Source organism: Mesorhizobium sp. B4-1-1 (genome assembly GCF_006439375.1).
Classification (GTDB): Bacteria; Pseudomonadota; Alphaproteobacteria; order Rhizobiales; family Rhizobiaceae; genus Mesorhizobium.
This window is the reverse complement of record NZ_VFTH01000003.1, coordinates 49,101-76,014: the sequence shown is the minus strand read 5'-3', so window position 1 is coordinate 76,014 and position 26,914 is coordinate 49,101. Positions and strand designations below refer to the sequence as shown.

Genomic DNA, 26,914 nt, shown 5'->3' with positions numbered 1-26,914 from the left:
TATTTACTACCATAGAGCAAGGATAGCACCCCATGCCAAACGTGGAAAAGTTAAGCGTAGCCGTGACGACGCAACAGGCAGCCATCATGCGCGAAGCTGTGGAAGCTGGCGAATACGCGACAGCTAGCGAAATCGTGCGCGAAGCGATGCGGGACTGGTTGGCCAAGCGCGAACTTCGGAAAGAGGATGTGCGGCGGCTTCAGCGCTTGTGGGACGAAGGGAAGGCAAGCGGAGAACCGGAGACTTTGGACTTCGATACCTTGCGAAGGGAAGCGCGGCAGAAGCTGAAGGACGCTTCGCCAAATGGTCGTTAGAATAGTCTGGTCGCCAACGGCAAAAGCCGACCTGATCGATATCTATATCACCATAGGCGCCGAGAACTTAAAGGCAGCGGACCACTACTACGAATGGATAGAGGATCGAGCTGCACAACTCGTGGATCAGCCACGCATGGGCGTCAGACGCCCCGACATTCGCCCTTCGGCGCGAATGCTTGTCGCGGCTCCGTTTTTGCCCTTTACGAAACGGTCCCAGATACGGACAGCGGTCCGGTCGATTTGGTGGAGATCGTACGCGTTGTCGACGGTCGCAGGGATTTGAACCGTCTCTTCTGACCAATCACCGTATCAGCAGCGCCGTCGAGAACATGCCGAGCGCGAACACCGTGTGCGCCACGAGGTTGAGCGCACGCACCTTCGTCGGATTGGGGAGCTTGGATGCTGCCCAGCCGGCGCCCATGCCGGGCGCCAGCAGGAACCAGCCGGCCCCGACGGTGACGATGCCGAGGATGAAGGCCGGCAGGAAGGTCGGCACCGCCAGCCAGCCCGCGCCCACCAACGCCACAAGGATTACGCCGTAAAGGATGCCGACCAGGTAGTGAAAAACCCAGCCCAGCGCCTTTTCATGCGCATAGGGCGCGGCCTTGCCGATATCGTCGTGGAAAACCTTCTCGGGCAGATGCCGAACCCAGCGTCCGACCATGCCCCAATTGGGCAAAGGCTGGCCGATCGCCTTGTTGAGGACGATCGCCCAGATATCCATGAACACCGTGGCGCCGATGCCGATCGCCACCGCGCGCCAGATTGTGTCGAGCATCAGAGCATGATCCCGAACCGGAGGTCAGCGCACGCAAAAAGTAAGAACCGGTTTTCGGACAAGATCATGCTCCAACAAAGAGTGAGATCAGGATGACGGGTCAACGAAACGTCATCCTGATCTAGAGCTGCTCGAGGATTTTTGCCGCGCCGCTCTCGTCGACGCCCGGCTTGGTTTCGACGTTGATCGCGACGACCTTGCCGTCGTCGACGATCATCGAAAACCGCTTGGAGCGCAGACCCATGCCGGCTGCGGAAAGATCGTTGTCGAGCCCGACCGACTTGGCGAAATCGCCGCTGCCGTCGGCGAGGTAGAGGATCTTGCCTTCGCCGCCGGTGAAACGCGCCCAGGCGCCCATGACATGCACGTCATTGACCGAAACGACGGCGATAGTGTCGACGCCGCGCGCAAGAATAGCGTCATGATTTTCCAGATAGCCCGGCAGGTGGTTGTTGCTGCAGGTCGGCGTGAAGGCGCCGGGGACGCCGAACAGCACGACCTTCTTGCCGGCAAAGATCTCGTCGCCGGTGATCGGCTTCGCGCCGTCCGCGGTCATCATCTTGAAGGTGGTTTCGGGCAGTTTTTCGCCAACCGCAATGGTCATGGGAGCCTCGCTTGGGGGATGGGAAGGATCGATGCCTTCGATATCGGACCGGACGATTTCCCGCAACCGCTGACCAAATGCTGGATCAAGGGAAAGGCAGCAGCCCGTCCACCGAACCCTCGGCGCTGGTCAGCGTGTAATAGAGCCCACCATCGGTCGGCGTCGCCGACGGCCGGTCGAGGATCGGCACGGTGAAGACGAGCTTGCCGTCCTTCTCGCTGCGCACCGGCGCGCCGAACATGTAGTCCCGCTCGCCGGCGATGAAGAAGTCGGCGGATTCCGGATCGCCTGGCGACTGCGCCTGGACGACAAGCGTTTCGTGGTCGCCGGGCAGCACGCTGACGCCGAAGTCGGACCGGGCCGGAGAGGGCAACGTCGCGAGCGCGGTTTTCACCAATGCGGCGTCGGTGGCGTTGTCGGGATCGGCCCCCGGATCGACGCTGAGGCGGGTCTGCACCGGAATGCAGATCGTCTCGCAGATGCCGAGGAAGACATGGGCGTCGATGGTCGCCGGCTGGTCTGGCGAAGACAGCGTGAAGGTCACCGGCAGCGATACCGGACGGTCGTAGCCGGCCCATTTGCCGTAGCCGTCGTCATGCCGCTGCGGCGGCGGGAACGACAATTGGGCGTCGGCGATGTTGGTGCTGCCGGATATGTCGAGCTGCGGCGGCACGCCGGCGTCGCCCGGATCGCGCCAATAGGTCTTCCAGCCTGGCTTCAGCGCGATATCGAGCACGCCGTGGATCTTGCCGGCCTCGTCGGGCTTGCCGGTGGTCACCAGCCGAACCTTGCCGCCTTCACTGTTGTACCAGATCGAGGAGGAGGCCTCGGCCGGGAGGCTCGCGGTCCACCCGAAAACGACGCCGAGAACCAATATTTTCATGTATCGCATGGCGGTGATTTGACCGTCCGTTCTTGGCCGCGCAATGACTTCATCGCTCTCCCGGTATCATATTTGCGTTACATCGGGGACTGGCACCATCTTTTCGGCGCTGCCGAAACGCGTTACGCTCAAGCCATGGACTTGCTGCGCCACAAGAAGTCGGCCGCCGGACGCGGTTTCCTCGACGACCAGTTCCTGATTGCCATGCCTGGCATGAAGGACGACCGTTTCGCGCGCTCCGTCATCTACATCTGCGCCCACAGCGACGAGGGCGCAATGGGCCTGATCATCAACCAGACGCAGCAGATGCTGTTTCCGGACCTGCTTGTGCAGCTCGGCATCATGAACGAGCAGGAAGCGATCCGCCTGCCGGCGCATACGCGTGATTTCGTCGTGCGCAACGGCGGGCCCGTCGACCGCAGCCGCGGCTTCGTGCTGCATTCGGGCGACTATCGCGTGGAATCCTCGCTCAACGTCTCCGACGACGTCTGCCTGACGGCAACCGTCGACATCCTGCGCGCCATCTCGACCGGCCGCGGCCCGCGCCGCGCGCTGATGGCGCTCGGCTATTCCGGCTGGGGCGCCGGCCAGCTCGAAACCGAGATCGCCGAGAACGGTTGGCTCACCTGTCCGGCGACGCCCGAGCTTCTCTTCGACACCGACATCGAGCGCAAATACGACCGTATCCTTGCCTCGATCGGTATCGATCTTGCTCATCTCAGCGCCGCCGCGGGACACGCCTGAAGCCCAACGCTCGCGGTAGGGCGAAGCAGGAGCGTAGCTCCGTCGCGGAGACCTGGGCCGTTACATCGACCATAGAGTGCTACGGTGCGGAATTCTGCGCCGTTTTCAATGCCTTAACGTCATGGCATGGATCCTCGGGTCAAGCCCGAGGATGACGAAGCGAAACGGCCTCTACGCTTGGGTCAACGGATACTGCTCCTTCAGCGTCTTCAGCACCTGGTCGCCGGGCATCGGCGCGCCGAACATGAAGCTCTGGACATATTCGCAGCCCATCTGGCGCAGCTCCAGCGCGTCGCTTTCGTCCGAAATGCCTTCCGCCACGACCGAAAGCCCGAGCTCATGCGCCATGTTGACCATGGATTTGAGCAGCACCGCGCGCTTCGGCGTGGCGTCGTCGACGAAGCTCTTGTCGATCTTGATCGTGTCGAAGGGGAAGCGCGTCAGATAGGAAAGCGAGGAATAGCCGGTGCCGAAATCGTCGAGCGACAGCCCGATGCCGAGCTGCTTCAGCTTGCTCAGCACATGCGCGGTCTGCTCGGGATTGTCCATAACCAGCGATTCGGTGAGTTCCAGCCGGAAGCAGCGCGGCTTCAGATTGGCACGCGCGATGACGGAGCGGACGTCGCTGACGAGGTCACGGCGGATGAGCTGGCGGCTCGACAAATTGACCGAGACCGAGAGCGGCGCGTCGCCGATCTGCTTCTGCCAGCCCGCGAGATCCTCGGCCGCCTGCTGCATGGCGAACAGGCCGAGCTGCACGATCAGTCCGCAATTTTCGGCCACCGGGATGAAGTCCCCCGGCGGGATCATGCCGCGGCGCGGGTGGTCCCACCGAAGCAGCGCCTCGAAGCCGGCGACGCTGCCGTCCTCCAGTCGCACGATCGGCTGGTAGGCAAGCGTGAACTCGCGCCGCTCGATGGCGCGGCGAAGGTCGGATTCGAATTGCAGCCGGTCGGTGCCGACGGTGCGGAAGGCGGGCCGGAACGGTTCGATCCTGTCGCCGCCGAAGCGCTTGGCCTGGTGCATTGCAAGCTCGGCGTCCTTGACCATGTCCTCGGCCGAGGTCTGCGCCGTCGTCCAGGTGATCAGGCCGATCGAGGCGGTCAGCACGATCTCGCGCTTGGCGAAGGTGATCGGGTTGTTGATTGCGTGCTTGATGGCGTCGGCGATTGCCGCGATGCGGGCAGGGTCCTGCTCCGAAAGCAGCATCAGCGCGAACTGGTCGCCGGCAAAGCGCGACAGCGAATCCTTCGGCTTCAAGATCCGGTGCAGCCGGCGCGCGACGGTGAGCAGAATGGTGTCGCCGGCCGAAATTCCAAGACCGTCATTGACCTGCTTGAAGCGGTCGATGTCGATGATGAAGACCGTGGGGCGCACCTTCTCCTCGGTGCGGGCGATCGAGATGATCGCTTCCAGCCGGTTCATGAACAATTCGCGGTTCGGCAGGCCGGTCAGGTTGTCGTGCACGGCATCGTGCAGCAGCCTTTCCTCGGATTTCTTCTGTTCGGTGACGTCGACCATGGTGCCGACGCAGCGGATCACCTCGCCGTCGGAGCCAATAACCGGGCGGGCGCGCAGCGAGAACCAGTGGTAGTGGCCGTCGGCGCCGCGCAGGCGGAAGTTCTGCGCCACCTTGCCGCGGCGATGCTCCAGCACCACGTCGAGCGTGGTGCGGAACGTGTCGCGGTCGTCGGCATGCAGCACCGGCAGCCAGTTGCGCGCCGCACCGCCAAGGCTGTTGGGCGCAAGACCGAGCTGCAGGCTGATGTCCGGCTTGGTCACCACCCGGTCGCGCAGCACATCCCAGTCCCAGACAATGTCGCCCGAGCCGGCGACGGCGAGCGCCTGCCGCTCGAGGTCGGAGAACAGGCCCTGGTGCAGCGCGCCGCCGGCAAAGGCGTGCTGCATGACGGTGAAGCCGATCAAGAGGATGATCAGGATCAGCCCGCCGCCAAGCGCCGGCTGGGCGATGTCGTTGTCCAGCATGCCGGTGATCGCCATCCACGACCCGCATAGCCATAGGAGCACCATCACCCAGCTCGGCACCAGCATGATGGCGCGGTCATAGCCGCGAATGCCGAGGAAGATGATGAGGCCGAGACCGGTGAGCGCGGTGGCGGCGAACGAGATGCGGGCAATGCCGGCGGCGACCGCCGGATCGACGATGGCCACGCCCGCGATCAACAGCAGTCCGAAGATCCAGACCAGCGCGCCATAGCTGAAATGGCCGTGCCAGCGGTTGAGGTTGAGATAGGCGAACAGGAACACCACGAAGGTAGCGGCCAGCGCGACCTCCGTGCCGGCCCGCCATATCTGCTCGTTGCCGGGCGATATCTCGATGATCTTGTTGAGGAAGCCGAAGTCGACGCAGATATAGGCCAGCACCGCCCAGGCGAGCGCCGCGGTCGCCGGAAACATCGAGGTTCCCTTGACCACGAACAGGATCGTCAGGAACAGCGCAAGAAGCCCCGAAATGCCGATGACGATGCCGCGGAACAGCGTGTAGGAATTGACCGAGTCCTTGTAGGAATCCGGCTCCCAGAGATAGACCTGCGGCAGTTTCGGCGAGGCGAGCTCGGCGATGAAGGTCACCACCGTTCCGGGGTTCAGCGTCACCCGGAACACGTCGGCGTCCGGGCTGGTCTGGCGGTCGAGCGCGAAACCCTCGCTGGGCGTGATCGCGGCGATGCGGGTCGAGCCGAGGTCGGGCCAGAAGATGCCGGAATTCACCAGGCGGAAATGCGGCGCGACGATCAGCCGGTCGAGCTGCTGGTCGGTGGTGTTGGCGAGCGCGAACACGGCCCAGTCGCCGCTCGAGCGCGCGTCATTGGCCTCCACCTCGATGCGCCGCACGATGCCGTCGGGGCCGGGCGCGGTCGAGACCTGGAAATTCTCGCCCTGGTTCCGGTAGATTTCCACGGCGCCGGACAGGTCGAGCGCCTTGTCGTCGCGCGCGATCTTGATCGGCTCGACGGCGAAAGCCGGCATGGCCGAAAAAAGCGTGACGACGACCGTCATGATGAGGGCGAACAGCGACGCTAATCGCGGAAAATTCGTCACAGTCAGCCCTTCGTTCCATCGCCCGGCGGATCGTCCGCGATCCGGGCGTAGAGGTAGTGATCCTGCCAGATGCCGTTGATCCTGAGATAGGATCGCAGAAGTCCTTCGCGCCGGAATCCGGCTTTTTCAAGCACGCGGATCGACCGGGCGTTTTCGGGAATACAGGCAGCTTCGATCCGGTGCAACCGCAGCGTATCGAAGGCGAAGCGCGAGACGAGCTTGGCCGCCTCGGTCATCAGGCCTCGTCCGCCGAATCGTTCGCCGATCCAGTAGCCGATATGGCCGCTCTGGGCGACGCCATGGCGGATGTTGCCGAGCGTGATGCCGCCGGCAAGCTTGCCGCTCGATTTCTCGAAGATGAAGAAGGCGATCGCCGTGCCTTGCGCGTAGTCCTCGCGGTAACGGCTGATGCGCAGGCGCCACGCGGTGCGGTCGAGCTCGTCCGGCTGCCAGCGCGGCTCCCAGGGCTCGAGGAAGGCGCGGCTTTCGCCGCGCACCGCCGCCCATTCCCGGTAGTCGTTGGTCAAGGGCACGCGCAACGTGACCTTGTCGCCCCTCAGTGCCGGCAGGTCGCGGCGAAAGAAAGGGAGCGCGAACACGGCGCTGGTTCTAAGCGAATATTCGTGGGATGCCCCACGAATATCTACTTAGATTCCCTGGTTTTTCGCAGGCTCTGATCGCAAAACCGTGGGACACTTTTGCGGAACCTGCTTAGGGGTCAGACGGCGAGCCGGCGGGCCGTCGTCTGCGGGCCCGCAAGCGATTCGAGGATCGCCTCGTAGGGCGCAAGCGTGCCCACGGGGCCGACCGCGGTAAGCGTCGGCTTGGTCGAGAACAGCCGCGAGGAGAGGTCGGTCAGCCGCTCGACGGTCAGCGCCGAAAGCCGCTCCATCAATTCCTCCTTGGCGATCGGCCGTCCGAACAACAGCAGTTGCCTTGCGATCTGCGAGGCCCGGCTGGCCGGGCTTTCGGCCGACATGATGAGGCCGGCGCGGTATTGCGCCCGGGCCCGGTCGAGTTCTTCCTGCAGGATGTTTTCGCCGGCCTTCTGCAACTCGCCGATGATCACCGGCACCAGCTTGGCGATGTCGCTCTGGCCGGTCGCGGCATGCACGCCGAAGATGCCGGTGTCGGAAAAACCCCAGTGGAAGGCATAGACCGAGTAGCAGAGGCCGCGCTTTTCGCGCACCTCCTGGAACAGCCTCGACGACATGCCGCCGCCCAGGATCATCGACAGCACCTGCGAGGCGTAGAAATCGCGCACGTGGTAGGCGCGGCCCTCGAAGCCGAGCACGATCTGCGCGTCCATCAGGTCGCGGTCCTCGCGGAAGTCGCCACCGACATATTGCGCGTATTGCGGGATGTTGCCGGCTGCCTTGGAGCGGAAGCCGCCGAGCCGCTTCTCGACCTCGCGCACGAAATTGTCGTGCTTGACGTCGCCGGCGGCCACGATGACCATCCGCTCGGCGTCATATTGCCGCTCGATGAAGTCGTGCAGTTGCTTGGAAGTGAAGGATTTGACCGTCTCAGGCGTGCCCAGGATCGAGCGGCCGATGGTCTGGTGGCGGAAAGCCGTTTCGGTGAAACGGTCGAAGACGATGTCGTCGGGCGTGTCGTGCGCGGCGCCGATCTCCTGCAGGATCACATGCTGCTCGCGCTCCAGCTCCTCCGGATCGAATTCGGACTCCTGCAGGATGTCGGCCAGGATATCGACCGCCAGCGGCACGTCGCCGGACAACACTCTTGCATAGTAGGACGTCGTCTCGACGCTGGTGGCGGCGTTGATCTCGCCGCCGACATTCTCGATTTCCGAGGCGATTTCGAAGGCGCTGCGGCGCTTGGTGCCCTTGAACGCCATGTGCTCGAGCAGATGGGCCATGCCATGCTCTTCGTCGCGCTCGTTGCGGGCGCCTGACTTGACCCAGGCCCCGAGGGCAACTGATTCGATGCTTGGAAGGGTTTCGGTGGCGACTGTCAGGCCGTTCGACAGACGGCTTACCTCAACACCCATATGGCAAGTACTCCCTAACGCGCCGCCCGCGAGTGGCGGTTCACATAATCTTCCACCATTTTCAAGTCGGATGGAAGTATCGTGTATTTTTCGTCGGCTGTCATCAAGCCGCCTAGCCATGCGGGCAGGGCAGGGGTGACGCCGCTCGCTGCCTCGACCGCTGCCGGGAATTTCGCCGGGTGCGCGGTGCCGAGCACCACCATGGGCACCGCGCCGGAGTTCTGGGCGGCGGCGACATGAACGGCGGCGGCCGTGTGCGGATCGAGCAGGTAGTTGCTCGCCTCCAGCGTCGCGCGGATGGTGGCGGCGACCTCGTCGACGCTGGCGCGGCCGGCGTCGAATTCGGCGCGGATGCGCTTGAGCTGGCCTTCCTCGATGGTGAAGGCGCCCGACTGCTTCAGGCCGTTCATATAGCGCCTGACCGTCTCGGCGTCGCGACCGGCCGCCTCGAACAGCAGCCGCTCGAAATTCGAAGACACCTGGATGTCCATCGATGGCGAGGTCGTGGCGAACACGCCCTTGGTACGGTATTCGCCGCTCGCCAATGTGCGCGCCAGGATATCGTTATCGTTGGTGGCGATGATCAGCCGCTCGATCGGCAAGCCCATGCGCTTGGCTGCGTAACCGGCGAAAATATCGCCGAAATTGCCGGTCGGCACGGTGAAGGAAACCGGCCGGTCCGGCGCGCCAAGCGACAGGGCCGACGAGAAATAATAGACAATCTGGGCCATAATGCGGGCCCAGTTGATCGAATTGACGCCCGACAGCGACACCTGGTCGCGAAAGGCGTGGTCGTTGAACATATCCTTCACCAGGCCCTGGCAATCGTCGAAATTGCCTTCGACCGACAGCGCATGGACGTTTGCCGCGCTCGACGTCGTCATCTGCCGCTGCTGCACTGGCGAGACCTTGCCGTGCGGGAAAAGGATGAAGATGTCGGTGCGGTCTCGGCCGGCGAAGGCATCGATCGCGGCACCGCCGGTGTCGCCAGAGGTCGCGCCGACGATGGTGGCGCGCTGGCCGCGTTCGGCAAGCGCATGGTCCATCAGTCGCGCCAGCAACTGCATCGCCACGTCCTTGAAGGCCAGCGTCGGGCCGTGGAACAGCTCGAGGATGAAGGTGTTTTTCCCGGTCTGCACCAGCGGGCAGACGGCCTCATGCCGGAAAGTCGCATAAGCCTCCCGCACCAGCCGCTCGAAGACGGGCGTCGCGATCTCGCCGCCGAGGAACGGTGTCAGCACGCGGATGGCAAGGTCGGGATAGGCAAGCCCGCGCATGGCGCGGATGTCGTCGGCCGAAAATTGCGGCCACTCACGCGGCACGTAAAGCCCGCCGTCGCGCGCCAGGCCGGCCAGCACCGCGTCGGAAAATCCTAGCGCGGGCGCATCCCCGCGGGTACTCACATATTGCATCGTCAAAGGCCCATTGCTGCCGGTCGCGTCATCCACGGGAATTGGTTAATTTTCCGAGCCGGCTCAGTCGCATTTTTGCCGCGCGGTTGCTATACGTCACCGGCTTTGTGAGAGGGAAGTGCAGTTTCATGGCGTTTTATTCGGTCAACCGTCGTTTTGTCGCGGGTCTGGCGCTCACCGGCTTTATGCTTGCCGCCGCCGGCTGCCAATCGAGCGACAATGGCATTCTTAACTTCGGCCTCACTAAGAAGGATCCGGCCGCACCGCCGCCGCCGCAGGATCCCAAGATCCTCGCCAGCCAGTTGCGCGCCTATTGCCCGAAAGTGACGCTGCGCGATGGCACCGCCTATTTCAACACCTATGCCAAGGGCGCAACGGCTAAGCCCAAGAAAAAGAAGCTTGACCCCGTGGCGCAAGCCGAGGCCGAGGCGGCAGCTGCTGCCGCCCAGACCGGCGCCAACGGCCAGCCCATCGATCCCGCTCACGATCCGTCGAAGATCATCTACCAGGCCTCGATCACCGATGTGACGCGCGATTGCACCCACGCCAATGGCCAGATGTCGATGAAGATCGCCATCGCCGGCAAGGTCGTGCCGGGGCCAGTCTTCACACCCGGCACCGTCACCATGCCGATCCGCATCGCGGTTCAGCGAGGCGACGAGGTGCTTTATTCGCAGTTGCATCAGTACCAGGTGCAGGTCGCCGACCCTTCGGCCGCTACCCAGTTTGTCTTTGTCGACAGCAATGTCGTGGTGCCGGAGCCTTCCGCGCGCGACTATCAGGCCTATGCCGGCTATGACGAGAGCACACCGGCTTCGGCCGCCGAAAAGCCCAAGGGCAAGGGGAAGAAGCGCACTCCGGCCACGAACTAGCCTAGGCGTCCTCGGACCACTCCGACAGCGCGGCGATGGTGCCGTTCAGTTCCGCCCAGCGCCGGATGACCGTCTCGGCGCCGGCCTCGGTCAGCGCATCGGCATGGCCCGGATAGCTGTGTCCCGCGCCGGTGAAGCCGATGACGCGCATGCCGGCCGCCCTGGCGCCGGCGATGCCATGCACGGAATCCTCGATGACGAAGGTGTTCTTCGGGTTGGCGCCGAGGTGTTCGGCGGCGTAGAGGAACACGTCCGGCGCCGGCTTGGTCTTCTTGCTGGGAATGTCCAGCCCCGAAAAGATGCGGCCGGCGAAGAACGGCAGCAGCCGCACCTTCTCCAGCATGAATTCGACCCGTTCGGTGCGCGAATTGGAGCAGACGGCGCGCGGCGCGCTGACCGCGGCTACCGCCTCGCGGGCGCCCTCGATGATGCGCACGTCTGCGCGCAGCTTGCGGTCGACCAGTTCCTCGGCGCGGTCGATCAGCGAGGCCTGGAACGGGATCTCGGACTTCTCCTCGAGCCGCAGCATGATGTCCTTGAAGGTCAGCCCGGCGTAGGTCTCGAAAATCTCTTCCGCCGAAATCTCGAATCCGGCCGATGTCAGAAGCTCGGCCTCGACGCGCGCGGCGAGAATTTCAGAATCGACGAGCACGCCGTCGCAATCGAAGATGACAAGATCTGGCTGGGGCATCGCAATCCGCGTCGTTGGGGAGGGCCTGACGGCTCAAGCGGCGCGGCATACACCAATGGGCCGGTCCGCGCAAACCTTCGCAGTCGGTCCGCGAGCCTTCACCGAATGTTTACGCTGATCGGTAACCATAACGGAGAGTAAAACCGTAACGCGTTCTTTTGGGTGTTTTGATGTCTGCCGTGCGTCTTATCGACGAGCTTTCCCAATCTCCCCAGCAGTCCGAATGGCTGGACACGATCCTGAAGGGCGACTGCGTCGCCGCGCTGGACAAGCTGCCGGAAAAATCGGTCGACATCATCTTCGCCGACCCGCCCTACAATCTGCAGCTCGACGGCGACCTGCGCCGGCCCGACCAGTCCAAGGTCGACGCCGTCGACGACGACTGGGACCAGTTCGAGAGTTTCGAGGCCTATGACGCCTTCACCCGAGCGTGGCTGCTCGCGGCGCGGCGCGTGCTGAAGCCCAGCGGCACCATCTGGGTCATCGGCTCCTATCACAACATTTTCCGCGTCGGCGCCCGCTTGCAGGATCTCGGTTTCTGGATCCTCAACGACATCGTCTGGCGCAAGACCAACCCGATGCCGAATTTTCGCGGCCGCCGCTTCCAGAACGCGCATGAGACGATGATCTGGGCCTCGCGCGACCAGAAGGCCAAGAGCTACACCTTCAATTACGAAGCGCTGAAGGCCTCGAACGACGATCTGCAGATGCGCTCCGACTGGCTGTTCCCGATCTGCACCGGCGGCGAGCGGCTGAAGGACGAGAACGGCAACAAGCTGCATCCGACGCAGAAGCCGGAAGCGCTGCTTGCCCGTATCATGATGGCCTCGACCAAGCCGGGCGACGTCGTGCTCGACCCCTTCTTCGGTTCCGGCACCACCGGCGCCGTCGCCAAGCGGCTTGGCCGCCACTTCGTCGGTATCGAGCGCGAGCAGGCCTATATCGACGCCGCCAACGACCGCATCGCCGCTGTACGCCCGCTGGAAGGCGCAGATCTCACCGTGCTTTCGGGCAAGCGTGCCGAGCCGCGCGTCGCCTTCATCAGCCTGATCGACAACGGCCTGGTGACGCCGGGCGCCACGCTCTACGACGCCAAGAAGCGCTGGGCGGCCAAGGTGCGCGCCGACGGCACGCTGGCGATCGGCGACAGCGCCGGCTCGATCCACAAGATCGGCGCCGAAGTGCAGGGGCTGGATGCCTGCAACGGCTGGACCTTCTGGCACTATGAGCGCAGCGGCGGCCTGACCCCGATCGACGAATTGCGCCGCATCGCCCGCCTCGGCATGGAGCGGGCAGGGGCCTGAATCACAGCAATTCCAGGAAAGTGCCGAGCGGCTTTCCGTCCGGAATTGCGTTGAACCGCCCTTGAATCGAGACTTCAACGGATCGCTGCAAGCGATTCAGTTCAGGTCGCAATCCCGAACCGCTGAAGGTCTGATTTAAGCATCCTGGCGTCGGTGAACAGCACCGACTGCCAGCCGGCGGCCCTGGCGCCGTCGACATTCTTCTGGCTGTCGTCGATGAACAGCGTGGCCGATGGATCGAGACCGAACGCGGTCACGTGATGATCATAGATGGCGCGGTCCGGCTTGATCTGCCGGATGTCGGCTGACACGGTCACGCCGCGCGGCCGGTTGAGAAAGTCGAAACGCTGCCGCGCTTCGGCAAGCGTATCGGCGGCGAAGTTGGTCAGCATGGTCACATCGTGGCCGCGCTCGATTAGGCCGAGCATGATGGCGACGCTTTCGTCATAGGCATGCGGCACCATCTCGTGCCAATGGCGGCGGAAGTTACGGATGTTCTCGGCGTGATCGGGATGCTCGGCAATCAGCAGCGCCTCGGCATCTTCCCATGTGCGGCCGCGATCCTGCTCGATGTTCCACTCGCTGGTGCAGACATTGTCGAAGAACCACTTCCGCTCGTCGGCATCCGGAATGAGGCGGCTGAACGGGATATTCGGATCGTAGTGGATCAGCACCTTGCCGATGTCGAACACGATATGGCGGATTTCGGTCATTGCGGGCCTTTCGGTCTCTTGGTCGCGCCCGGTATCGCCGCCTCGATCACCTTCTTCATGACGGTGGGCAGCGCTTCCCCGGAAATTTCGCGGGCCAGCGACCAGAAATGGCCTGCCGGCGCATCGCCCTTGATGTGGGCATGGAAGACATCGAGTTCGAGCGCGAAATGGGTGAAGACGTGCCCGATCTGCCCGGCGCGGCGCCAATCGGCGGGAAACGGCGCGGCCTCGGCCGTCGTGGCGCCGTCGACCCGCGCTGTCCAGCCCGTGGTCGGCACCTCGGTCATACCGCCGAGCAAGCCCTTCTCGGGCCGCTTGCGCAAGAGGATGGCGCCGTCGTCGCGCTGGACGACGAAGGCGGCACCCTTGCGCAGCGGCTTGTCGTCCTTGGGCAGGCGAACCGGAAAGCGCTCCGGATCGCCCGTGAGAATGGCGCTGCAATCCTCGCGGATCGGGCAGAGCATGCAGCGCGGCCGCTTCGGCGTGCAGATCGTCGCGCCGAGATCCATCATCGCCTGGGCGAAGTCCCCGGGCCGCGTCTGCGGCACCAGTTTTTCGACCAGCGCACGGATTTGCGGCTTGGCTTCGCTGAGCGGCGCTCCGATCGAATAGAGTCGGGTCACGACCCGCTCGACATTGCCGTCGACGACCGCCGCCGGCCGGTCGAAGGCGATCGCCGCGATCGCCGCCGCGGTATAGGCGCCAATTCCCGGCAATTCGCGCAGGCCCGCCTCGGTGTCGGGAAAGCGGCCGCCCCGCAGCGCCACGAGGTCGGCGCAGGCTTTGAGGTTGCGCGCCCTGGAATAATAGCCGAGCCCGGCCCAGGCCTTCATCACATCCTCTGCGGGCGCCGCCGCCAGCGCCTCGACCGTCGGCCATTTCTCGACGAAATTGCGGAAATAGGCTTTCACCGCCTCGACCGTGGTCTGTTGCAGCATCACCTCGGACATCCACACGCGATAGGGATCGGCCCTTACGCCGCGCGCAAACGCAGCGGGCGTGACGCGCCAGGGCAGGTCGCGGTGATGCGCGTCATACCAGGCAAGCAGGCGGCAGGCGATATCCGGGGATCCAGCCTTGCTGGTATCTCCGGATCCGATATCGCCGGATGCGGCCTTCTGTGATGCCTTGCGGGTCTGATCGAGCGGTGCCATTGATCGGATGAGCTGGGGAACTGGAGAACGCACATGGCAGGGAAAAGGCGCTTCGGCAATCCCGTTCCGGTAAGCGATCTCGCCACCGAGATACTCGATCCGGTGCTGAAGAAGCGCGCCGGCATCTCGATCGGGCTGGTGCAGTCCTGGGAAGAGATCGCCGGGCCGCGCCTGGCCGCCCACTCGCGGCCGGAGAAGATTCAGTGGCCGCGCCGCTTGCACGAGGACGATCCGTTCGAGCCGGCGACCTTGATCATCGCCTGCGAAGGCATGGCGGCGTTGCATCTCCAGCACGAGGCCGGCGAGGTGATCAACCGCGTCAATGCCTTCCTGGGTTTCAACGCGGTCGGCCGCATCAAGATTCTGCAAAAACCGGTGCTTTCGCAAAAGGCGCGGCCGAAGCCGGCGCCGCGCCCTCTGAGCGAGGCGGAGAAGTCGAAGCTTTCGCATCTGGTCGGCAAGATCGAGGATGACGGCCTGCGCGCTTCGCTGGAGCGTCTCGGCGCCACGATTATGGGTGAAAGGAAGCCCAAAGGGTCGTAAGAAATGTCATGAATGCGTCACCAATCTCGCGCATTCGTGATGCTTATAATCAAGTTTCGCGATTGGATTGGGGATCGCGATGCCTTAATTCGCGCCAACTCTCGCCTTTTCTAGCCCTTGCATTGCAAAATCCAACCGATATCAGGTGATTCGCATGAACCGTGCCCCGTCTGGCAAAAGCTTGTCTCGCAGAAACCTTCTGACCGCGCTGGCTGCTGTTCCTGCGGTGGCGCTGCTTGCCGCATGCAGCGACTCCGGCGAGGAGGCGAAGGCAGCCGATGTGAAGCCGGCCAACCCGTCGACGCCTGCCAAGCCGGCCGCCACGCCGGCGGCGGTCCAGGTGCCCGAGGCGCAGGGCACCGTGGACATGACGGAACTGCTCAAGCCCGGCGCGCTGCCCGACAAGCAGCTCGGCAAGGACGACGCCAAGGTCTCCATCGTCGAATACGCGTCGATGACCTGCCCGCATTGCGCGCATTTCAACGACACCACCTTCCCACAGTTGAAGTCGAAATACATCGACACTGGCAAGGTCCGTTACATTCTGCGCGAATTCCCGTTCGACCCGAGCGCCGAGGCCGGCTTCATGCTGGCGCGCTGCTCGAAGGACAATTACTTCGCCATGGTCGACGTGCTGTTCAAGCAGCAGCCGAGCTGGGTCGGCGTCAACAACACCAAGGAAGCGCTACTGCAGATCTCCAAGCTGGCCGGTTTTACACAGGAGTCCTTTGAGTCCTGCTTGACGGACCAGAAACTTCTGGACGATGTGAGAGCAGTCCAGAAACGCGGAGCGGACGAGTTCAAGGTCGACTCGACGCCGACCTTCTTCATCAACGGAAAGACCTACAAAGGGGCGATGTCGATTGAGGAAATGTCGGCCATCATCGACCCTCTGCTCTGACATCCAGGCCGCGCCGAAGCGGTCCGGCTTCGGCGCGCACGCCTGTAGTGTTGGGCGGCGCGAATGAAATTTTCGCGCCTTCGCCTCCTCGGTTTCAAATCCTTCGTCGAGCCCGGCGAGTTCGTCATCGAACGCGGGCTGACCGGCATTGTCGGGCCGAACGGCTGCGGCAAGTCGAACCTCGTCGAAGCTTTGCGCTGGGTGATGGGCGAAAGCTCCTACAAGAACATGCGCGCGTCCGGCATGGACGACGTGATCTTCTCAGGCTCCGGTGCGCGCCCCGCGCGCAACACCGCCGAAGTCACGCTTTTCCTCGACAATACCGACCGCACCGCGCCTTCCGCGTTCAACGACGCCGATGAACTGCAGGTGTCGCGCCGCATCGAGCGCGAAGCGGGCTCGCTCTACCGCATCAACGGCAAGGAAGCGCGCGCCAAGGACGTGCAGCTTCTGTTCGCCGACCAGTCGACCGGCGCCCGGTCGCCCTCCATGGTCGGCCAAGGCCGCATCGGCGAGCTGATCCAGGCCAAGCCGCAGGCCCGCCGCGCCCTGCTCGAAGAAGCCGCCGGCATCTCCGGCCTGCACACGCGCCGGCATGAGGCCGAGCTTCGGCTCAAGGCGGCCGAGCAGAACCTCGAGCGGCTGGACGACGTCGTCGGCGAGCTGGAAGGCCAGATCGAGAGTCTGAAGCGCCAGGCGCGCCAGGCCTCGCGCTTCAAGAACCTTTCGGCCGATATCCGCAAGGCCGAAGCGACGCTGCTGCATCTGCGCTGGACGCTGGCAAAAACCCAGGAAGGCGAGGCGCGTTCCGCGCTTGCCGTCGCCACCACGCTGGTCGGCGACCGCGCCGCGGCCCAGATGGCGGCGGCCAGGGAGCAGGGCATCGCCGCGCACCGGCTGCCGGACCTGCGCGACGCCGAAGCCGCCGCTGCCGCGGCCTTTCAGCGCCTGTCGATCGCCAAGACCCAGATCGAGGAAGAGGCCGGCCGCATCCGCGCCCGCCAGACCGAGCTCGAACGCCGCCTGCAGCAGCTCGACGCCGACATCGCCCGCGAGGAGCGGATGGTGCGCGACAATGCCGACATCCTGGAGCGCCTGCGCACCGAGGAAGCCGAGCTCAATTCGGAAAACGCCGGTGCCGCCGAGCGCGAGGCGACCACGCGCGCCGCCTTCGAGCAGGCCGGCGCGACGCTCTCGCAGAGCGAAGCAAAACTTGCCGCGCTGACCGCCGAACGCGCCGAGGCGGCCGCCTCGCGCCACCAGATCGAACGCTCGCTGCGCGAGACCGCCGAGCGTCGCGACCGCTTCGCCCGCCAGCTCGCCGAGGTCGACCGCGAGCTTTCCGACATCGTCGCGCGCATTTCCGGCCTGCCCGATCCGGCCGAGAAGCGGCTTCTGGTCGAGGATGCGCTTGCCCGGCTGGAAGAGGGCGAGGCCGCCGCCATCGCCGCCGAGCAGGCCGTCGCCGAGGCCCGCACTGCTGAAAGCGCCGCAAGGCCGCCGCTGCAGGATGCAAGGGCGGAACTGGCGCGCATCGAGACGGAAGCGCGCACGCTGGCGAAGATCCTCAACGCCACCAGCGGGGGAGATCTTTTCCCTTCGGTGCTGGAGCAGATCAGTGTCGAGCGCGGCTACGAAACCGCGCTTGGCGCGGCCCTTGGCGAGGACCTCGATGTTCCGCTCGACCGCAGCGCTCCGGTGCATTGGGGCGAAAGCGCGGTCCAGCCCGGCGATGCGTCGCTGCCCGAAGGCGTCAAGAGCCTGGCCAGCGTCGTGCACGCGCCGGCGCAACTTGCCCGCCGCCTCGCGCAGATCGGCATCGTCGACGCCACCGACGGTCGCCGGTTGCAGGCGCTTCTGGCCCCCGGCCAGCGGCTAGTCAGCCGCGATGGCGCGCTCTGGCGCTGGGACGGCTTGACCGCGAGCGCCGACGCTCCGACCGCCGCTGCGTTGCGGCTGGCGCAGAAGAACCGCCTGGCAGAGCTCGACGCCGAAGCCGTGCAGGCGACGCGCGTGGTGCGCGGGGCCGAGGAGGCGTTGGCGCATGCCGAGCAGGCGATGCGCCAGGCAAGCGATGCCGAGCGCAATGCGCGCCAGGCCGGCCGAGACGCCCAGCATGCGCTGGACGCCGCCCGCAACGCGCTGGCTGAGGCCGAGAAGGCCGGCGGCGAGCTGTTGAGCCGGCGCGCGGCCTTGGACGAAGCCCGTGCCCGCATCGTCGACAGCCATGAGGAGACGCAGGCCGCTTTCCTCGAAGCCGAGGCGATGTTGCAGGACGCGCCCGATCTTGGCGACCTGCAATTGCAGCTCGAACAGGCCTCCGCCAACGTCTCGCGCGACCGCGCCACGCTCGCCGACGCGCGCGCCGTGCATGAAGGGCTGCGGCGCGAAGCCGAGGCACGCATGCGCCGGCTGGACGCCATCGGCGCCGAGCGCAAGAACTGGCTGGAGCGCGCCGAAAACGCATCGACGCAGATCGCGGCCCTTGGCGAGCGCAAGGCCGAAGCCGAGGCCGAACGCGAAAGGCTGGCCGACGCGCCGGACGAGATCGACGCCAAGCGCCGCGCCCTGCTGACGCAGCTGTCCGAGGCCGAGGCGCTGCGCCAGGCGGCGAGCGACCGCCTGCAGGAGGCGGAGAACAAGCAGGCCGAGCTCGACAAGGCGGCGACCGCCGCCATCCAGTCGCTCGCCGAATCGCGCGAAACCCGCGTCCGCGCCGAGGAGCGGCTCACCGCGGCCGATGAGCGCCGCGCCGAGGTCGAGGCGCGCATCCAGGAAGCGCTCAACACGCCGCCGCATCTGGTCATCAAGCATACCGGTCTCGAAGCCGACGACCCGATGCCCGACATGGCCGAGATCGAACGCCAGCTCGACCGATTGAAGATCGAGCGCGAGCGGCTCGGCGCCGTCAACCTGCGCGCCGAGGAAGAGCAGAAGGAATTGTCGGAGCGGCTGGAGACCATCGTTTCCGAGCGCGAGGACATCATCGAGGCGATCAGAAAACTGCGCCAGGCGATCCAGAGCCTCAACCGCGAGGGCCGCGAGCGGCTGCTGTCGGCCTTCGAAGTGGTCAACGGCCATTTCCAGCGGCTGTTCTCGCATCTGTTCGGCGGCGGCACGGCCGAGCTGCAGTTGATCGAGTCCGAGGATCCGCTGGAGGCGGGGCTGGAAATCCTCGCCCGTCCGCCCGGCAAGAAGCCGCAGACCATGACGCTGCTTTCCGGCGGCGAGCAGGCGCTGACGGCGATGTCGCTGATCTTCGCCGTGTTCCTCACCAATCCCGCGCCGATCTGCGTGCTCGACGAGGTCGACGCGCCGCTCGACGACCACAATGTCGAGCGCTTCTGCAATTTGATGGACGAGATGTCGAAGACCACCGAAACCCGCTTCGTCATCATCACCCACAACCCCATCACCATGGCGCGCATGGACCGGCTGTTCGGTGTCACCATGGCCGAGCAAGGCGTCAGCCAGCTGGTCTCGGTCGACCTGCAGGCCGCCGAGGCGATGCGCGAGGCGAGCTGAGCTCGCCTTTTTCACGTTCAACGAACCAATCTAGTTCTCCGGAGCAGTCGCCGGCGCCGTATAGCGGCGGCGCACGGCGTCGATCACCAGCTTGCGGCTCTCGTCGGCCGACAACGCCTTGTTCTTCTCCACGTCTGCCGTTTCGTTGGCGAGCTCCTTGTCCCTGATCTGCTGGCGGAACCATTTGGAATAGTCGCCGGCGCGCAGGTGGTATTCCCAAGTCTTGTCGTCGATACCTTCCGCCATCTGGGCGAAGATGATGAGATTGTGGGCTCTGAGCTTCATCGCCTTCTTCGGCCCGATGAAATAGAAGCTGCCCGCCTCGTCGAGCTCGCCTTCGGCATATTTGCGGCTGTGGCGCTTCAGCGACTGCTCTGGCTCGACCGCCTTGACCGTGAACGGCTTCTTGCCGTCATGCGGCCGCCAGAACAGCACGCGGTCGCCCTTGGGCAGAGGAATGTCCTTCGGCGCCTTGAGCCCCGTTTCCTTGCAGAAGGTCCTGATCACGTCCTTTGCGTTGGGCCCGAGCGCGATCACCGCCGTTACCAGCCGCAACGCATCGGTGGAGATTGCTTCGGGGTGGACGGTGATCAGCACGGTGCCAGGCAGCTCGATCGAAAGCACCGCGCGCGTATCTCCGCGTCGCTTGGGCATCAAATGATGCGCCTCGTCAATGATCAGCCAGTGCGGCCTTGCCGTGCGATAGCGGACATTGCCGAGGCCGGGCAGCAATTCGGCGAAGAAATCGGGACGCTCATCGACCTTCAGCGCCAGGCCGTTGACCACGACATTGGTCTGCGGTTTCTCGATCAATTCCAGCAATTGTTCCTTGTTCGGCGCGGTCGAGCCGTTGCCGAGTGGCACCGCGCCTTTCAGTCCGTCATAGTCGCCCTCGGGGTCGAAAATGCAGAATTGCAGACCTTTTTCGACCAGCCGCTCGGTGAGCGCCGTGGCCAAGGTCGATTTGCCGATGCCCGAGCTGCCGGCGATCAGCACTGTTTCCATCGGCGACAAGTAGATGTCCTTGCCGCGTGAGGTCCCGAGCAACACGCCGCGCGAGCGCTTTTTGGTCAGCGGATAATCGCGCTTGGTCAGCTTGCGGATCAGTTCCTCGACGCCTTTGCCGCGCGGCGCCTTGGTGACGAGGTCGGCGGTTTCCTTGACCGCGGGCAGCGCGTTGGCGACCGCGACGCTGCAGCCCGAGGCCCTGAGGAAAGCGTGGTCGTTCTCCGCGTCGCCGACGGCCACGACATTATGCGGCGACAGCTTCAGGTCCTCGAGCGCGGCCGCCAGTCCGGTTGCCTTGTTGATGCCCGAGGGCAGGATCATCACCGCGCCCTTGTTGAAGATGATCTCCAACTCCAGCCCGAGCTTCTTGATGACGTCGAGCACCGTCGCCTGATGCGGCTCCCAGGTGGCGACGATCGAGCGGCCGACCGACAGCGGCTTCACGCCGCGCTTCTTGAGCCCGTCGATGAGATCGATGGAAGGCGAGGGCGAGATCGTACGCTCTTCCTCGCTGGCCGGCGTGTAGATCAGCGCGCCGTTTTCGGCGACGACCTTGTCAAACAGGAAAAGTTCGGGAAAAACCTCCTTGAGATCAGGCAGTTCGCGGCCGGTGACCAGGATGAGCTTGCGCCCCGATTTCTTCAGCTTTTCCAGCGCCGAGATCGTGCTGGCCGTGACCAGCCCATCATGCGCCAGCGTGCCGTCATAATCGGTGGCCAACGCCATGAAATACATCGGTTGAACCTCTCCGCCGGCTGTTTTCGCGCCCGCCGGGTGAATCCGGCTCGGCGGACAACAACGCCTGGAGGCGGAAAAGGTTTAGGTTGAGCACTGGATTTCTCGGGCCGGCGCCAGGCCATCGCGCATCCCAGCGGTGAACTCGCCCATGCTAAGGGATCGGCCACGAAGAGCTCAATCCGCCCACTTGCCGTACGTCGACGCCTTCGTTACTGCGATCTGATGGCGACGCACAAACTTAGCAACACCACTTGGCACAATGTCCTCGGTACGATCGAGCCGGCGCTCACAATTGCATCCGGCGATGTCGTGACGACGGAAACGCTCGACGCTCAGGGCTTCGACAAGAACGGCGTGCAGCGGGCACGAGGGCCGAACCCGATGAACGGTCCGGTCTTCGTGACCGGGGCCGAACCTGGCGACGCGCTGCGTGTGGAGATCCTGCGCATGGATCCGATCCGCTCTTCCGGCTGGACGATCTCCTCACTGGCTGCAAACGTTGTCGACCCGGAGGCTGCTCGTGGGCTGCCTGCAAGGGACGAAGTCACTTGGCAGATCGACCTGGAATCGCGAACTGTGGTGTTGCGGGAACCGCCGCCAGGCCTCGAGCACTTCATTTTGCCGGTCGAGCCGATGATCGGCTGCTTCGGCGTGGCGCCATCGCTGGGCCAGGCTTTCTCCACCGCGACCAGTGCAGAAAATGGCGGGAACATGGATTACCGCGGGTTTCGGCCCGGCGCGACCGTTTGGTTCCCCGTTGCCGTAGAGGGTGCGCTCTTCTTCGCGGGCGATTGCCATGCGGCGCAGGGCGATGGGGAGATCGTTGGAACCGGGATCGAAACCTGCTTTGAAGTTGAGCTTCGCTTGACTGTGGAAAAAAACAGACAATTGACATGGCCTCGCGGCGAGAACGAGACCCACATTTTCTCTGTTGGCAATGCTCGTCCGCTTGATCAGGCCCTCCAGCACGCGACAACGGATATGTTCAACTGGTTGACAAGTGACCATGGCTTGTCCGCCGCTGCCGCATCGCATCTGATGGGACAGGTTGTCCGGTATCACGTCGGAAACGTTTTTGACCCTGCCTATACGATGGTTTGCCTGATCGAAAAGCGATGGCTTCCGAAACCGTCCTCTACCGGCTGACGAGAGCAATTCCAGGAAAAATGTGAGCGGTTTTCCGTTCGCAATTGCGTCAAGACAAAGAGGTAGGGCGCCGTTTCCGTGAAACGGTGAAACGCACGAGCCCAAGCCACCGCGCCCGTGACAACCATTTGCATCCGTCTAACTGGCCAGATCTGCTTGACGGTGGCTGGGGCGCCAGGATTCGAACCTGGGAATGTCGGTACCAAAAACCGATGCCTTACCACTTGGCGACGCCCCAGCATGCGGGCATGCCCGCTGCGCGCGGCCTTATAGGACGAGGCGAAGCAAAGCTCAATGCCGGGAGATCAACTAAAATCGGCAGCGACGCGGGCCGCCATTCCCGGCCAGTTCATCGCCCGATCGCCCGGCGGTGGATCGAGCCGCACGCGCCGCGCGGCAGCTTCTCGCTTGTGCTGGCGCGGGAGCCGTTCAGCTCAGGCTTCAGGGAAGCAGGCGATGCATCCTACGCCTGGGCCACGCGCGCGCGGCAATCCTCGAGGACGGCCGCAAGCGTATTCTCGAAGGGATGCTCCGGCGCCCAGCCGAGCAGGGTCCGGGCGCGGGTCGCATCGCCGACGATGCATGGCAGATCGCTCGGGCGCAGCCGCAAGGGATCCTGCTCCGTGACGATCTTGACGCTGCTCCGGGCCAGTAGCCGATCGAGGATGTCTCCCATCCGCCAGGACGCGCCGGATGCGACATTGAAAATGGTGTTCGGGGCGAGATCGCCGCTCTTCAGGACCGCGTACGCATACGCGCTGGCGATGTCGCGCGCATCCAGGAAGTCGCGCCTCGCATCGAGATTGCCCACGCGGATGACCGGCGGGGCCACTCCCGCTTCGATCCGGGCGATCTGCATGGCGAAGGCCGGCACGGCAAATGCCTCGGTCTGACCCGGACCCGTATGGTTGAAGGGGCGCATCCGGACACACTTCAACCCCCTGCGCGAAAGCGCGCCGAGCGCGAGGTCGGCCGCGGCCTTGGTCACGGCGTAGTCGTCGATCGGAGCAAGCAGCGTGCTTTCGTCGAGCGGCCGCCCGGTCTTGGCGCTCTCGCCATAGACCAGGCCTGATCCGACATGAACCAGCCAGCAGTCCGGAACCTTGGCGAGGACGGCATTGGCCACGTTGAGCGCGCCGCCCACATGAATGCGCCACGTGTTGCGGGGATCGGCTTGGGCGGCACCCAGGGCCGCGACCGCCGCCAGATGAATGACATGGGTGGGCCGGTGATGGGCGATCGCGTCTTGGACGGCAGCCGCGTCTGTCACGTCCAGCGCTTCGACCTGGCCGAAAGCGGGATGCGGACCGCCATCCTTGGAGGTTGCGGCAACGACAATTTCGCGGCCGCAAACGCTGCGCAGCGCTTCGAGCACATAGGGGCCGACGAACCCGTTGGCGCCGGTCATCAAAATCCGCATGCCGGCCTCACGAACCACGATGCGTCGTCCGCATGCGGAGGCGCGGCAAAAGACGGCGCGTCAAGTCATCGACCCATAGATGCAAGAGCTTCCTTTCAACACCTGACGGTTGAGTGGCGTGCCAGATCGGCGTCCACCATTTCGCGGATCATCTCTTCCAGGGAGATCGTCGCTTCCCATCCGAGCTTCGTCTTTGCCTTGGCCGGATTGCCGCGCAGGATTTCGACTTCCGCCGGCCTGAACAGATCGGGGTCGATGACGAGATGGTCGTTCATCTTCAACCCTACATGCTCGAAGGCGATCCTGCACATGTCGCGCACCGTCGTGGTCCTGCCGGTGGCGACCACATAGTCGTCGGGCTGATCCTGCTGCAGCATCAGCCACATGGCGCGGACATAGTCCCTGGAGTGGCCCCAGTCTCGCTTGGCGTCGATGTTGCCCAGGCGCAGCTCCGTCGCCAGGCCCTTCTTGATGCGCGCGACGGTGTCCGTGACCTTGCGTGTCACGAATTCGATGCCGCGAAGCGGCGATTCGTGATTGAACAGGATGCCGCTCGAAGCATGCAGGCCGAAGCTCTCGCGGTAGTTGACGGTGATCCAATGACCATAGACCTTCGCCACCGCATAGGGCGAGCGGGGATGGAAAGGCGTGGTTTCCGACTGCTCCGGCTCCTGGATAAGACCGTACATTTCCGACGACGAAGCCTGATAGAAACGCGCCTCGGGGATTTCGAGACGCAGCGCCTCGAGAACATTCGTCACGCCGATACCGGTTACGTTGCCTGTCAGGATCGGCTGCTGCCATGAGGATTTGACGAAAGACTGCGCGGCAAGGTTGTAGACCTCGTCCGGCCTTACGTCGCGCATGGTTCGAGTGAGACCCGACAGGTCCGTCAGGTCGCCGTCGACGATCCGCACGTCGTTCTCGATCCCAAGCCATTTCAGGCGCGCGGTGTTGACGTCGGCTGTGCTCGACCGTCGCGCCAGGCCGTGGACGCTATAACCCTTCGAAAGCAGGAGCTGGGCCAGATAGGCGCCATCCTGCCCGGTAATGCCGGTTATCAATGCCGTCCTTGTCATCGATGCTCTCGGAAATCGAGCGAGATGCGGCGCGCGCACCCCCGTTGTTGTCGAACCGGCCGCGCCCCAGGCCTGCGGCAACCGCCGACGCTGCTTTCGTTATACCGCCTCTGATTCATCTGTCAGTGTGCTGTCCCGCGCCCGTTCCAGCGCCATTGCCACAATTTCGGTCGCTCTGTCATGGCTGGCGGCCTCGGCATAGCAACGAAATTCGGGGGCGTTGCCGGAAGGCCGCAGATGGATGATCTCGCCGCTGCTCATCCGCGCCCTGAGGCCGTCGGTCTCATCGACGTCCGCGACGGTGCCGAAGGGGGCAAGGAATTGCCGCAACGCATCGCGGTCGGCGAGCTTGCGCATCAAGCCGCGCGATGCCTCGACAGGGAAGTTCTCGAGCCGCTCGCTTGCACAGACCGGAAGGTTCCAACTCTCGCGCAGGCCCGACAGCGATTTGCCCGTCGATACCGCCGTGCCCAGGACAGCCAGGATGGGCAAGAATGAATCCCGCGTCGGCAGCGCGGACAAAACTCTGCCGTTCAGCAGGCAGTCCGACCCCAGAAGAACCCCGCCATTGGCTTCGAAGCCGACGACGATGCCGCCTGCCTGCCGCGCGGCGTCCATTCCCGCTATGACGAACGGGGACCCGACCTTGGTTCGCCTGACGCTGAATCCGAAAGCCTCGGAGATGCCTGAATTGGAGGTAACCGGCGTCACCACGATGTCGGCCTTGAGGAACAGCGCCGTCGCCAGCCCGATCAGGTCGCCGCGGAACAACTCGCCCTTGTCGTCGATGACGAGAGGGCGATCGGCATCGGCATCGGCCGACAGCACGGCGTCGAATTTGAATTCGCGCACCCAGGCTTTCATCTTCGCCATCGTTTCCGGGCTGACGGCCTCGGTATCGACCGGCACGAACGTTTCCGTTTTGCCTACGGGGATCACATCGGCGCCGTAGGATCGCAGAACCTCGACCAGCAGGGCCGCCGCAACGGTGCTGTGCTGGTAGACGCCGAGCCTCATTCCGGAAAGGGCGCCAGGGGGGAGAATGCCGCCGACCCGGTCTCGGAAGGCCACGCGCGCCTGTTCATGGGCGGTCTGCCAGTCGGCGGGAGTCGGCGGCCACGGATACTGGTCCGACAGTTCAGCGACATGATGGGTAATCGCTGCCTCATCCGCCTTGTCGATCTCGCCCTTCGGCCCGTAGAATTTGATGCCGTTGCGGTCGGCGGGAATATGCGAGCCGGTCACCATCAGCGCCGCGGCGCCGTGCAGGCGGGCATAAAAGGCAAGCGCGGGTGTGGGGATGGGGCCGCAATCGACCGGCTGGAAGCCGGCCGCGGCCAGGGCCGCCATGCAGTCCTTTGCAATTACCGGACTGCTGTCGCGCAGATCGCGCCCGACAAAGACCTTGCCTTGCTGAAACCCGGTCGACCGCAAGCGTTGGGCGAAACCCTCGGTATAAAGCCCGCTTGGCCTCCCAACCAACTCGGAAGCCAAACCCCGAACGCCGCTTGAGCCGAATTTCATCAGTTCTGCTTTGCTGTTGGAAGATTGCCGCCGCTCGTTGGACTGAGCCCGGCGGCCCCCCGGCTGTCAACAGCAAAAACAACGCGAAAGCCGCGTCTTTTCTAATGTCCCCATACAGCCAGTTCGTTGCCGGCCGGATCGGTGAAATGAAACCGCCTGCCGCCTGGAAAGGAAAAGATCGGCTTGACGATGGCGCCGCCGGCATTCTCGACCGCGTCCAGCGTTTCCTCGAGGTTTTCGCAGTAGATGACCGGAAGCGGCTTGGCGGGCGCTTCGCCGGCATCTGCCTGGAAGCCGCCGTCAAGCCCTTCGGCAAAGGCGGCATAGGTCGGGCCGTAGTCGGTGAACGACCACGAAAAAGCGGCGCTGTAGAAGGACTTGACGCTGTCCAGCGAGCCGCCTGTCGCCGGCAGTTCGAGATAGTCGAGTTTTCCGTTGAGTTTCATCACGCTACTCCACTATGTTCTCTTTATGTTCTATATTGCGC

General features: G+C 64.2%; 24 protein-coding genes and 1 tRNA gene. 9 read left to right on the top strand and 16 right to left on the bottom strand.

The window, feature by feature from the left end; genetic code table 11:
- Positions 1 to 32: 32 nt before the first annotated feature.
- Together FJW10_RS05090 and FJW10_RS05085 are read left to right on the top strand one after the other, a co-directional pair.
- Entirely contained in the window at positions 33 to 314 is a 282-nt protein-coding gene (locus FJW10_RS05090) for a type II toxin-antitoxin system ParD family antitoxin (RefSeq protein WP_140898879.1), read from the top strand.
- On the top strand, positions 304 to 600 hold the full coding sequence (locus FJW10_RS05085) for a type II toxin-antitoxin system RelE/ParE family toxin (protein ID WP_348639749.1): 297 nt from the start codon (positions 304 to 306) through the stop codon (positions 598 to 600). Before FJW10_RS05090 ends, FJW10_RS05085 begins: the two co-directional genes overlap by 11 nt.
- 18 nt (positions 601 to 618) lie before the next feature.
- Here FJW10_RS05085 and FJW10_RS05080 read toward each other — a convergent pair whose 3' ends face one another.
- The 3 genes from FJW10_RS05080 to FJW10_RS05070 all read right to left on the bottom strand — a co-directional run bounded on the left by FJW10_RS05080 (position 619) and on the right by FJW10_RS05070 (position 2,591).
- Complete coding sequence (locus FJW10_RS05080) at positions 619 to 1,095, bottom strand: DUF2938 domain-containing protein (protein WP_140835361.1); 477 nt, start codon at positions 1,093 to 1,095, stop codon at positions 619 to 621.
- 121 nt (positions 1,096 to 1,216) lie between these two features.
- A complete protein-coding gene (locus tag FJW10_RS05075) occupies positions 1,217 to 1,699 on the bottom strand; it encodes a peroxiredoxin (RefSeq protein WP_140898877.1) in 483 nt (160 codons plus the stop codon).
- Between the two features lie 85 nt (positions 1,700 to 1,784).
- Complete coding sequence (locus tag FJW10_RS05070; protein WP_140898875.1) at positions 1,785 to 2,591, bottom strand: protein-disulfide reductase DsbD domain-containing protein; 807 nt, start codon at positions 2,589 to 2,591, stop codon at positions 1,785 to 1,787.
- Between the two features lie 126 nt (positions 2,592 to 2,717).
- Here FJW10_RS05070 and FJW10_RS05065 point away from each other — a divergent pair, with 126 nt between their 5' ends.
- Entirely contained in the window at positions 2,718 to 3,326 is a 609-nt protein-coding gene (locus tag FJW10_RS05065; RefSeq protein WP_140898874.1) for a YqgE/AlgH family protein, read from the top strand.
- A 171-nt stretch (positions 3,327 to 3,497) separates the two neighbouring features.
- On the opposite strand, the gene FJW10_RS05060 is transcribed toward FJW10_RS05065, so the two are convergent.
- The 4 genes from FJW10_RS05060 to thrC all read right to left on the bottom strand — a co-directional run bounded on the left by FJW10_RS05060 (position 3,498) and on the right by thrC (position 9,809).
- On the bottom strand, positions 3,498 to 6,344 hold the full coding sequence (locus FJW10_RS05060; protein WP_140835365.1) for an EAL domain-containing protein: 2,847 nt from the start codon (positions 6,342 to 6,344) through the stop codon (positions 3,498 to 3,500).
- Positions 6,345 to 6,388: 44 nt separating this feature from the next.
- A complete protein-coding gene (locus FJW10_RS05055) occupies positions 6,389 to 6,985 on the bottom strand; it encodes a GNAT family protein (RefSeq protein WP_140835366.1) in 597 nt (198 codons plus the stop codon).
- Positions 6,986 to 7,104: 119 nt separating this feature from the next.
- Complete coding sequence (locus tag FJW10_RS05050; RefSeq protein WP_140898872.1) at positions 7,105 to 8,397, bottom strand: pitrilysin family protein; 1,293 nt, start codon at positions 8,395 to 8,397, stop codon at positions 7,105 to 7,107.
- Between the two features lie 14 nt (positions 8,398 to 8,411).
- Positions 8,412 to 9,809, bottom strand: a complete 1,398-nt coding sequence (thrC, locus tag FJW10_RS05045; RefSeq protein WP_140899312.1) for a threonine synthase — start codon at positions 9,807 to 9,809, stop codon at positions 8,412 to 8,414.
- A 128-nt stretch (positions 9,810 to 9,937) separates the two neighbouring features.
- Here thrC and FJW10_RS05040 point away from each other — a divergent pair, with 128 nt between their 5' ends.
- A complete protein-coding gene (locus tag FJW10_RS05040; RefSeq protein WP_140898870.1) occupies positions 9,938 to 10,681 on the top strand; it encodes a hypothetical protein in 744 nt (247 codons plus the stop codon).
- A 1-nt stretch (position 10,682) separates the two neighbouring features.
- On the opposite strand, the gene FJW10_RS05035 is transcribed toward FJW10_RS05040, so the two are convergent.
- Positions 10,683 to 11,372 (bottom strand): HAD family phosphatase, encoded by a 690-nt coding sequence (locus FJW10_RS05035; RefSeq protein ID WP_140835370.1) that lies wholly within the window; start codon positions 11,370 to 11,372, stop codon positions 10,683 to 10,685.
- A 170-nt stretch (positions 11,373 to 11,542) separates the two neighbouring features.
- Between FJW10_RS05035 and FJW10_RS05030 the strand changes: the two genes are divergently transcribed.
- Positions 11,543 to 12,676, top strand: a complete 1,134-nt coding sequence (locus FJW10_RS05030; RefSeq protein ID WP_140898868.1) for a site-specific DNA-methyltransferase — start codon at positions 11,543 to 11,545, stop codon at positions 12,674 to 12,676.
- Between the two features lie 101 nt (positions 12,677 to 12,777).
- Here the strand turns inward: FJW10_RS05030 and FJW10_RS05025 are convergent, their stop codons facing one another.
- Positions 12,778 to 13,389 (bottom strand): HAD family phosphatase, encoded by a 612-nt coding sequence (locus tag FJW10_RS05025; protein ID WP_140898866.1) that lies wholly within the window; start codon positions 13,387 to 13,389, stop codon positions 12,778 to 12,780.
- Positions 13,386 to 14,543 carry an A/G-specific adenine glycosylase gene (mutY, locus tag FJW10_RS05020; RefSeq protein WP_140898865.1) on the bottom strand — a complete coding sequence of 386 codons (1,158 nt, stop codon included), beginning with the start codon at positions 14,541 to 14,543 and terminating at the stop codon, positions 13,386 to 13,388. Before mutY ends, FJW10_RS05025 begins: the two co-directional genes overlap by 4 nt.
- A gap of 33 nt (positions 14,544 to 14,576) precedes the next feature.
- Between mutY and FJW10_RS05015 the strand changes: the two genes are divergently transcribed.
- The 3 genes from FJW10_RS05015 (at position 14,577) to smc (ending at position 19,512) form a co-directional block, all read left to right on the top strand.
- Positions 14,577 to 15,086, top strand: coding sequence for a DUF721 domain-containing protein (locus FJW10_RS05015; protein ID WP_140835374.1), 510 nt, complete (start codon positions 14,577 to 14,579; stop codon positions 15,084 to 15,086).
- Positions 15,087 to 15,240: 154 nt separating this feature from the next.
- Positions 15,241 to 15,987, top strand: a complete 747-nt coding sequence (locus FJW10_RS05010; protein WP_140898863.1) for a DsbA family protein — start codon at positions 15,241 to 15,243, stop codon at positions 15,985 to 15,987.
- A 63-nt stretch (positions 15,988 to 16,050) separates the two neighbouring features.
- Positions 16,051 to 19,512 (top strand): chromosome segregation protein SMC, encoded by a 3,462-nt coding sequence (smc, locus tag FJW10_RS05005; protein ID WP_140898861.1) that lies wholly within the window; start codon positions 16,051 to 16,053, stop codon positions 19,510 to 19,512.
- Between the two features lie 30 nt (positions 19,513 to 19,542).
- Here the strand turns inward: smc and FJW10_RS05000 are convergent, their stop codons facing one another.
- Positions 19,543 to 21,255: an HAD family hydrolase gene (locus FJW10_RS05000; protein WP_140898859.1), complete on the bottom strand. Its 1,713-nt coding sequence runs from the start codon at positions 21,253 to 21,255 to the stop codon at positions 19,543 to 19,545.
- Between the two features lie 225 nt (positions 21,256 to 21,480).
- Between FJW10_RS05000 and FJW10_RS04995 the strand changes: the two genes are divergently transcribed.
- Positions 21,481 to 22,404, top strand: coding sequence for an acetamidase/formamidase family protein (locus FJW10_RS04995; RefSeq protein WP_140898857.1), 924 nt, complete (start codon positions 21,481 to 21,483; stop codon positions 22,402 to 22,404).
- A gap of 163 nt (positions 22,405 to 22,567) precedes the next feature.
- On the opposite strand, the gene FJW10_RS04990 is transcribed toward FJW10_RS04995, so the two are convergent.
- The 5 genes from FJW10_RS04990 to FJW10_RS04970 all read right to left on the bottom strand — a co-directional run bounded on the left by FJW10_RS04990 (position 22,568) and on the right by FJW10_RS04970 (position 26,873).
- Positions 22,568 to 22,642, bottom strand: a tRNA-Gln gene (locus FJW10_RS04990).
- A gap of 225 nt (positions 22,643 to 22,867) precedes the next feature.
- Complete coding sequence (locus FJW10_RS04985; RefSeq protein ID WP_246674117.1) at positions 22,868 to 23,824, bottom strand: NAD-dependent epimerase/dehydratase family protein; 957 nt, start codon at positions 23,822 to 23,824, stop codon at positions 22,868 to 22,870.
- Between the two features lie 95 nt (positions 23,825 to 23,919).
- A complete protein-coding gene (gmd, locus tag FJW10_RS04980) occupies positions 23,920 to 24,903 on the bottom strand; it encodes a GDP-mannose 4,6-dehydratase (protein ID WP_140835378.1) in 984 nt (327 codons plus the stop codon).
- A gap of 99 nt (positions 24,904 to 25,002) precedes the next feature.
- Complete coding sequence (locus FJW10_RS04975; RefSeq protein WP_140898856.1) at positions 25,003 to 26,427, bottom strand: phosphomannomutase; 1,425 nt, start codon at positions 26,425 to 26,427, stop codon at positions 25,003 to 25,005.
- Between the two features lie 101 nt (positions 26,428 to 26,528).
- Complete coding sequence (locus FJW10_RS04970) at positions 26,529 to 26,873, bottom strand: VOC family protein (RefSeq protein WP_140835380.1); 345 nt, start codon at positions 26,871 to 26,873, stop codon at positions 26,529 to 26,531.
- Between the last annotated feature and the right edge of the window lie 41 nt (positions 26,874 to 26,914).

Bases quoted from the DNA above. Each gene is read 5' to 3' on its own strand.
- FJW10_RS05090 (WP_140898879.1), top strand. From the start codon at position 33: ATGCCAAACGTGGAAAAGTTAAGCGTAGCCGTGACGACGCAACAGGCA.
- FJW10_RS05085 (WP_348639749.1), top strand. From the start codon at position 304: ATGGTCGTTAGAATAGTCTGGTCGCCAACGGCAAAAGCCGACCTGATC.
- FJW10_RS05080 (WP_140835361.1), bottom strand. From the start codon at position 1,095: ATGCTCGACACAATCTGGCGCGCGGTGGCGATCGGCATCGGCGCCACG.
- FJW10_RS05075 (WP_140898877.1), bottom strand. From the start codon at position 1,699: ATGACCATTGCGGTTGGCGAAAAACTGCCCGAAACCACCTTCAAGATG.
- FJW10_RS05070 (WP_140898875.1), bottom strand. From the start codon at position 2,591: ATGCGATACATGAAAATATTGGTTCTCGGCGTCGTTTTCGGGTGGACC.
- FJW10_RS05065 (WP_140898874.1), top strand. From the start codon at position 2,718: ATGGACTTGCTGCGCCACAAGAAGTCGGCCGCCGGACGCGGTTTCCTC.
- FJW10_RS05060 (WP_140835365.1), bottom strand. From the start codon at position 6,344: ATGACGGTCGTCGTCACGCTTTTTTCGGCCATGCCGGCTTTCGCCGTC.
- FJW10_RS05050 (WP_140898872.1), bottom strand. From the start codon at position 8,397: ATGGGTGTTGAGGTAAGCCGTCTGTCGAACGGCCTGACAGTCGCCACC.
- thrC (WP_140899312.1), bottom strand. From the start codon at position 9,809: ATGCAATATGTGAGTACCCGCGGGGATGCGCCCGCGCTAGGATTTTCC.
- FJW10_RS05040 (WP_140898870.1), top strand. From the start codon at position 9,938: ATGGCGTTTTATTCGGTCAACCGTCGTTTTGTCGCGGGTCTGGCGCTC.
- FJW10_RS05035 (WP_140835370.1), bottom strand. From the start codon at position 11,372: ATGCCCCAGCCAGATCTTGTCATCTTCGATTGCGACGGCGTGCTCGTC.
- FJW10_RS05030 (WP_140898868.1), top strand. From the start codon at position 11,543: ATGTCTGCCGTGCGTCTTATCGACGAGCTTTCCCAATCTCCCCAGCAG.
- FJW10_RS05025 (WP_140898866.1), bottom strand. From the start codon at position 13,389: ATGACCGAAATCCGCCATATCGTGTTCGACATCGGCAAGGTGCTGATC.
- mutY (WP_140898865.1), bottom strand. From the start codon at position 14,543: ATGGCACCGCTCGATCAGACCCGCAAGGCATCACAGAAGGCCGCATCC.
- FJW10_RS05015 (WP_140835374.1), top strand. From the start codon at position 14,577: ATGGCAGGGAAAAGGCGCTTCGGCAATCCCGTTCCGGTAAGCGATCTC.
- FJW10_RS05010 (WP_140898863.1), top strand. From the start codon at position 15,241: ATGAACCGTGCCCCGTCTGGCAAAAGCTTGTCTCGCAGAAACCTTCTG.
- smc (WP_140898861.1), top strand. From the start codon at position 16,051: ATGAAATTTTCGCGCCTTCGCCTCCTCGGTTTCAAATCCTTCGTCGAG.
- FJW10_RS05000 (WP_140898859.1), bottom strand. From the start codon at position 21,255: ATGTATTTCATGGCGTTGGCCACCGATTATGACGGCACGCTGGCGCAT.
- FJW10_RS04995 (WP_140898857.1), top strand. From the start codon at position 21,481: ATGGCGACGCACAAACTTAGCAACACCACTTGGCACAATGTCCTCGGT.
- FJW10_RS04985 (WP_246674117.1), bottom strand. From the start codon at position 23,824: ATGCGGATTTTGATGACCGGCGCCAACGGGTTCGTCGGCCCCTATGTG.
- gmd (WP_140835378.1), bottom strand. From the start codon at position 24,903: ATGACAAGGACGGCATTGATAACCGGCATTACCGGGCAGGATGGCGCC.
- FJW10_RS04975 (WP_140898856.1), bottom strand. From the start codon at position 26,427: ATGAAATTCGGCTCAAGCGGCGTTCGGGGTTTGGCTTCCGAGTTGGTT.
- FJW10_RS04970 (WP_140835380.1), bottom strand. From the start codon at position 26,873: ATGAAACTCAACGGAAAACTCGACTATCTCGAACTGCCGGCGACAGGC.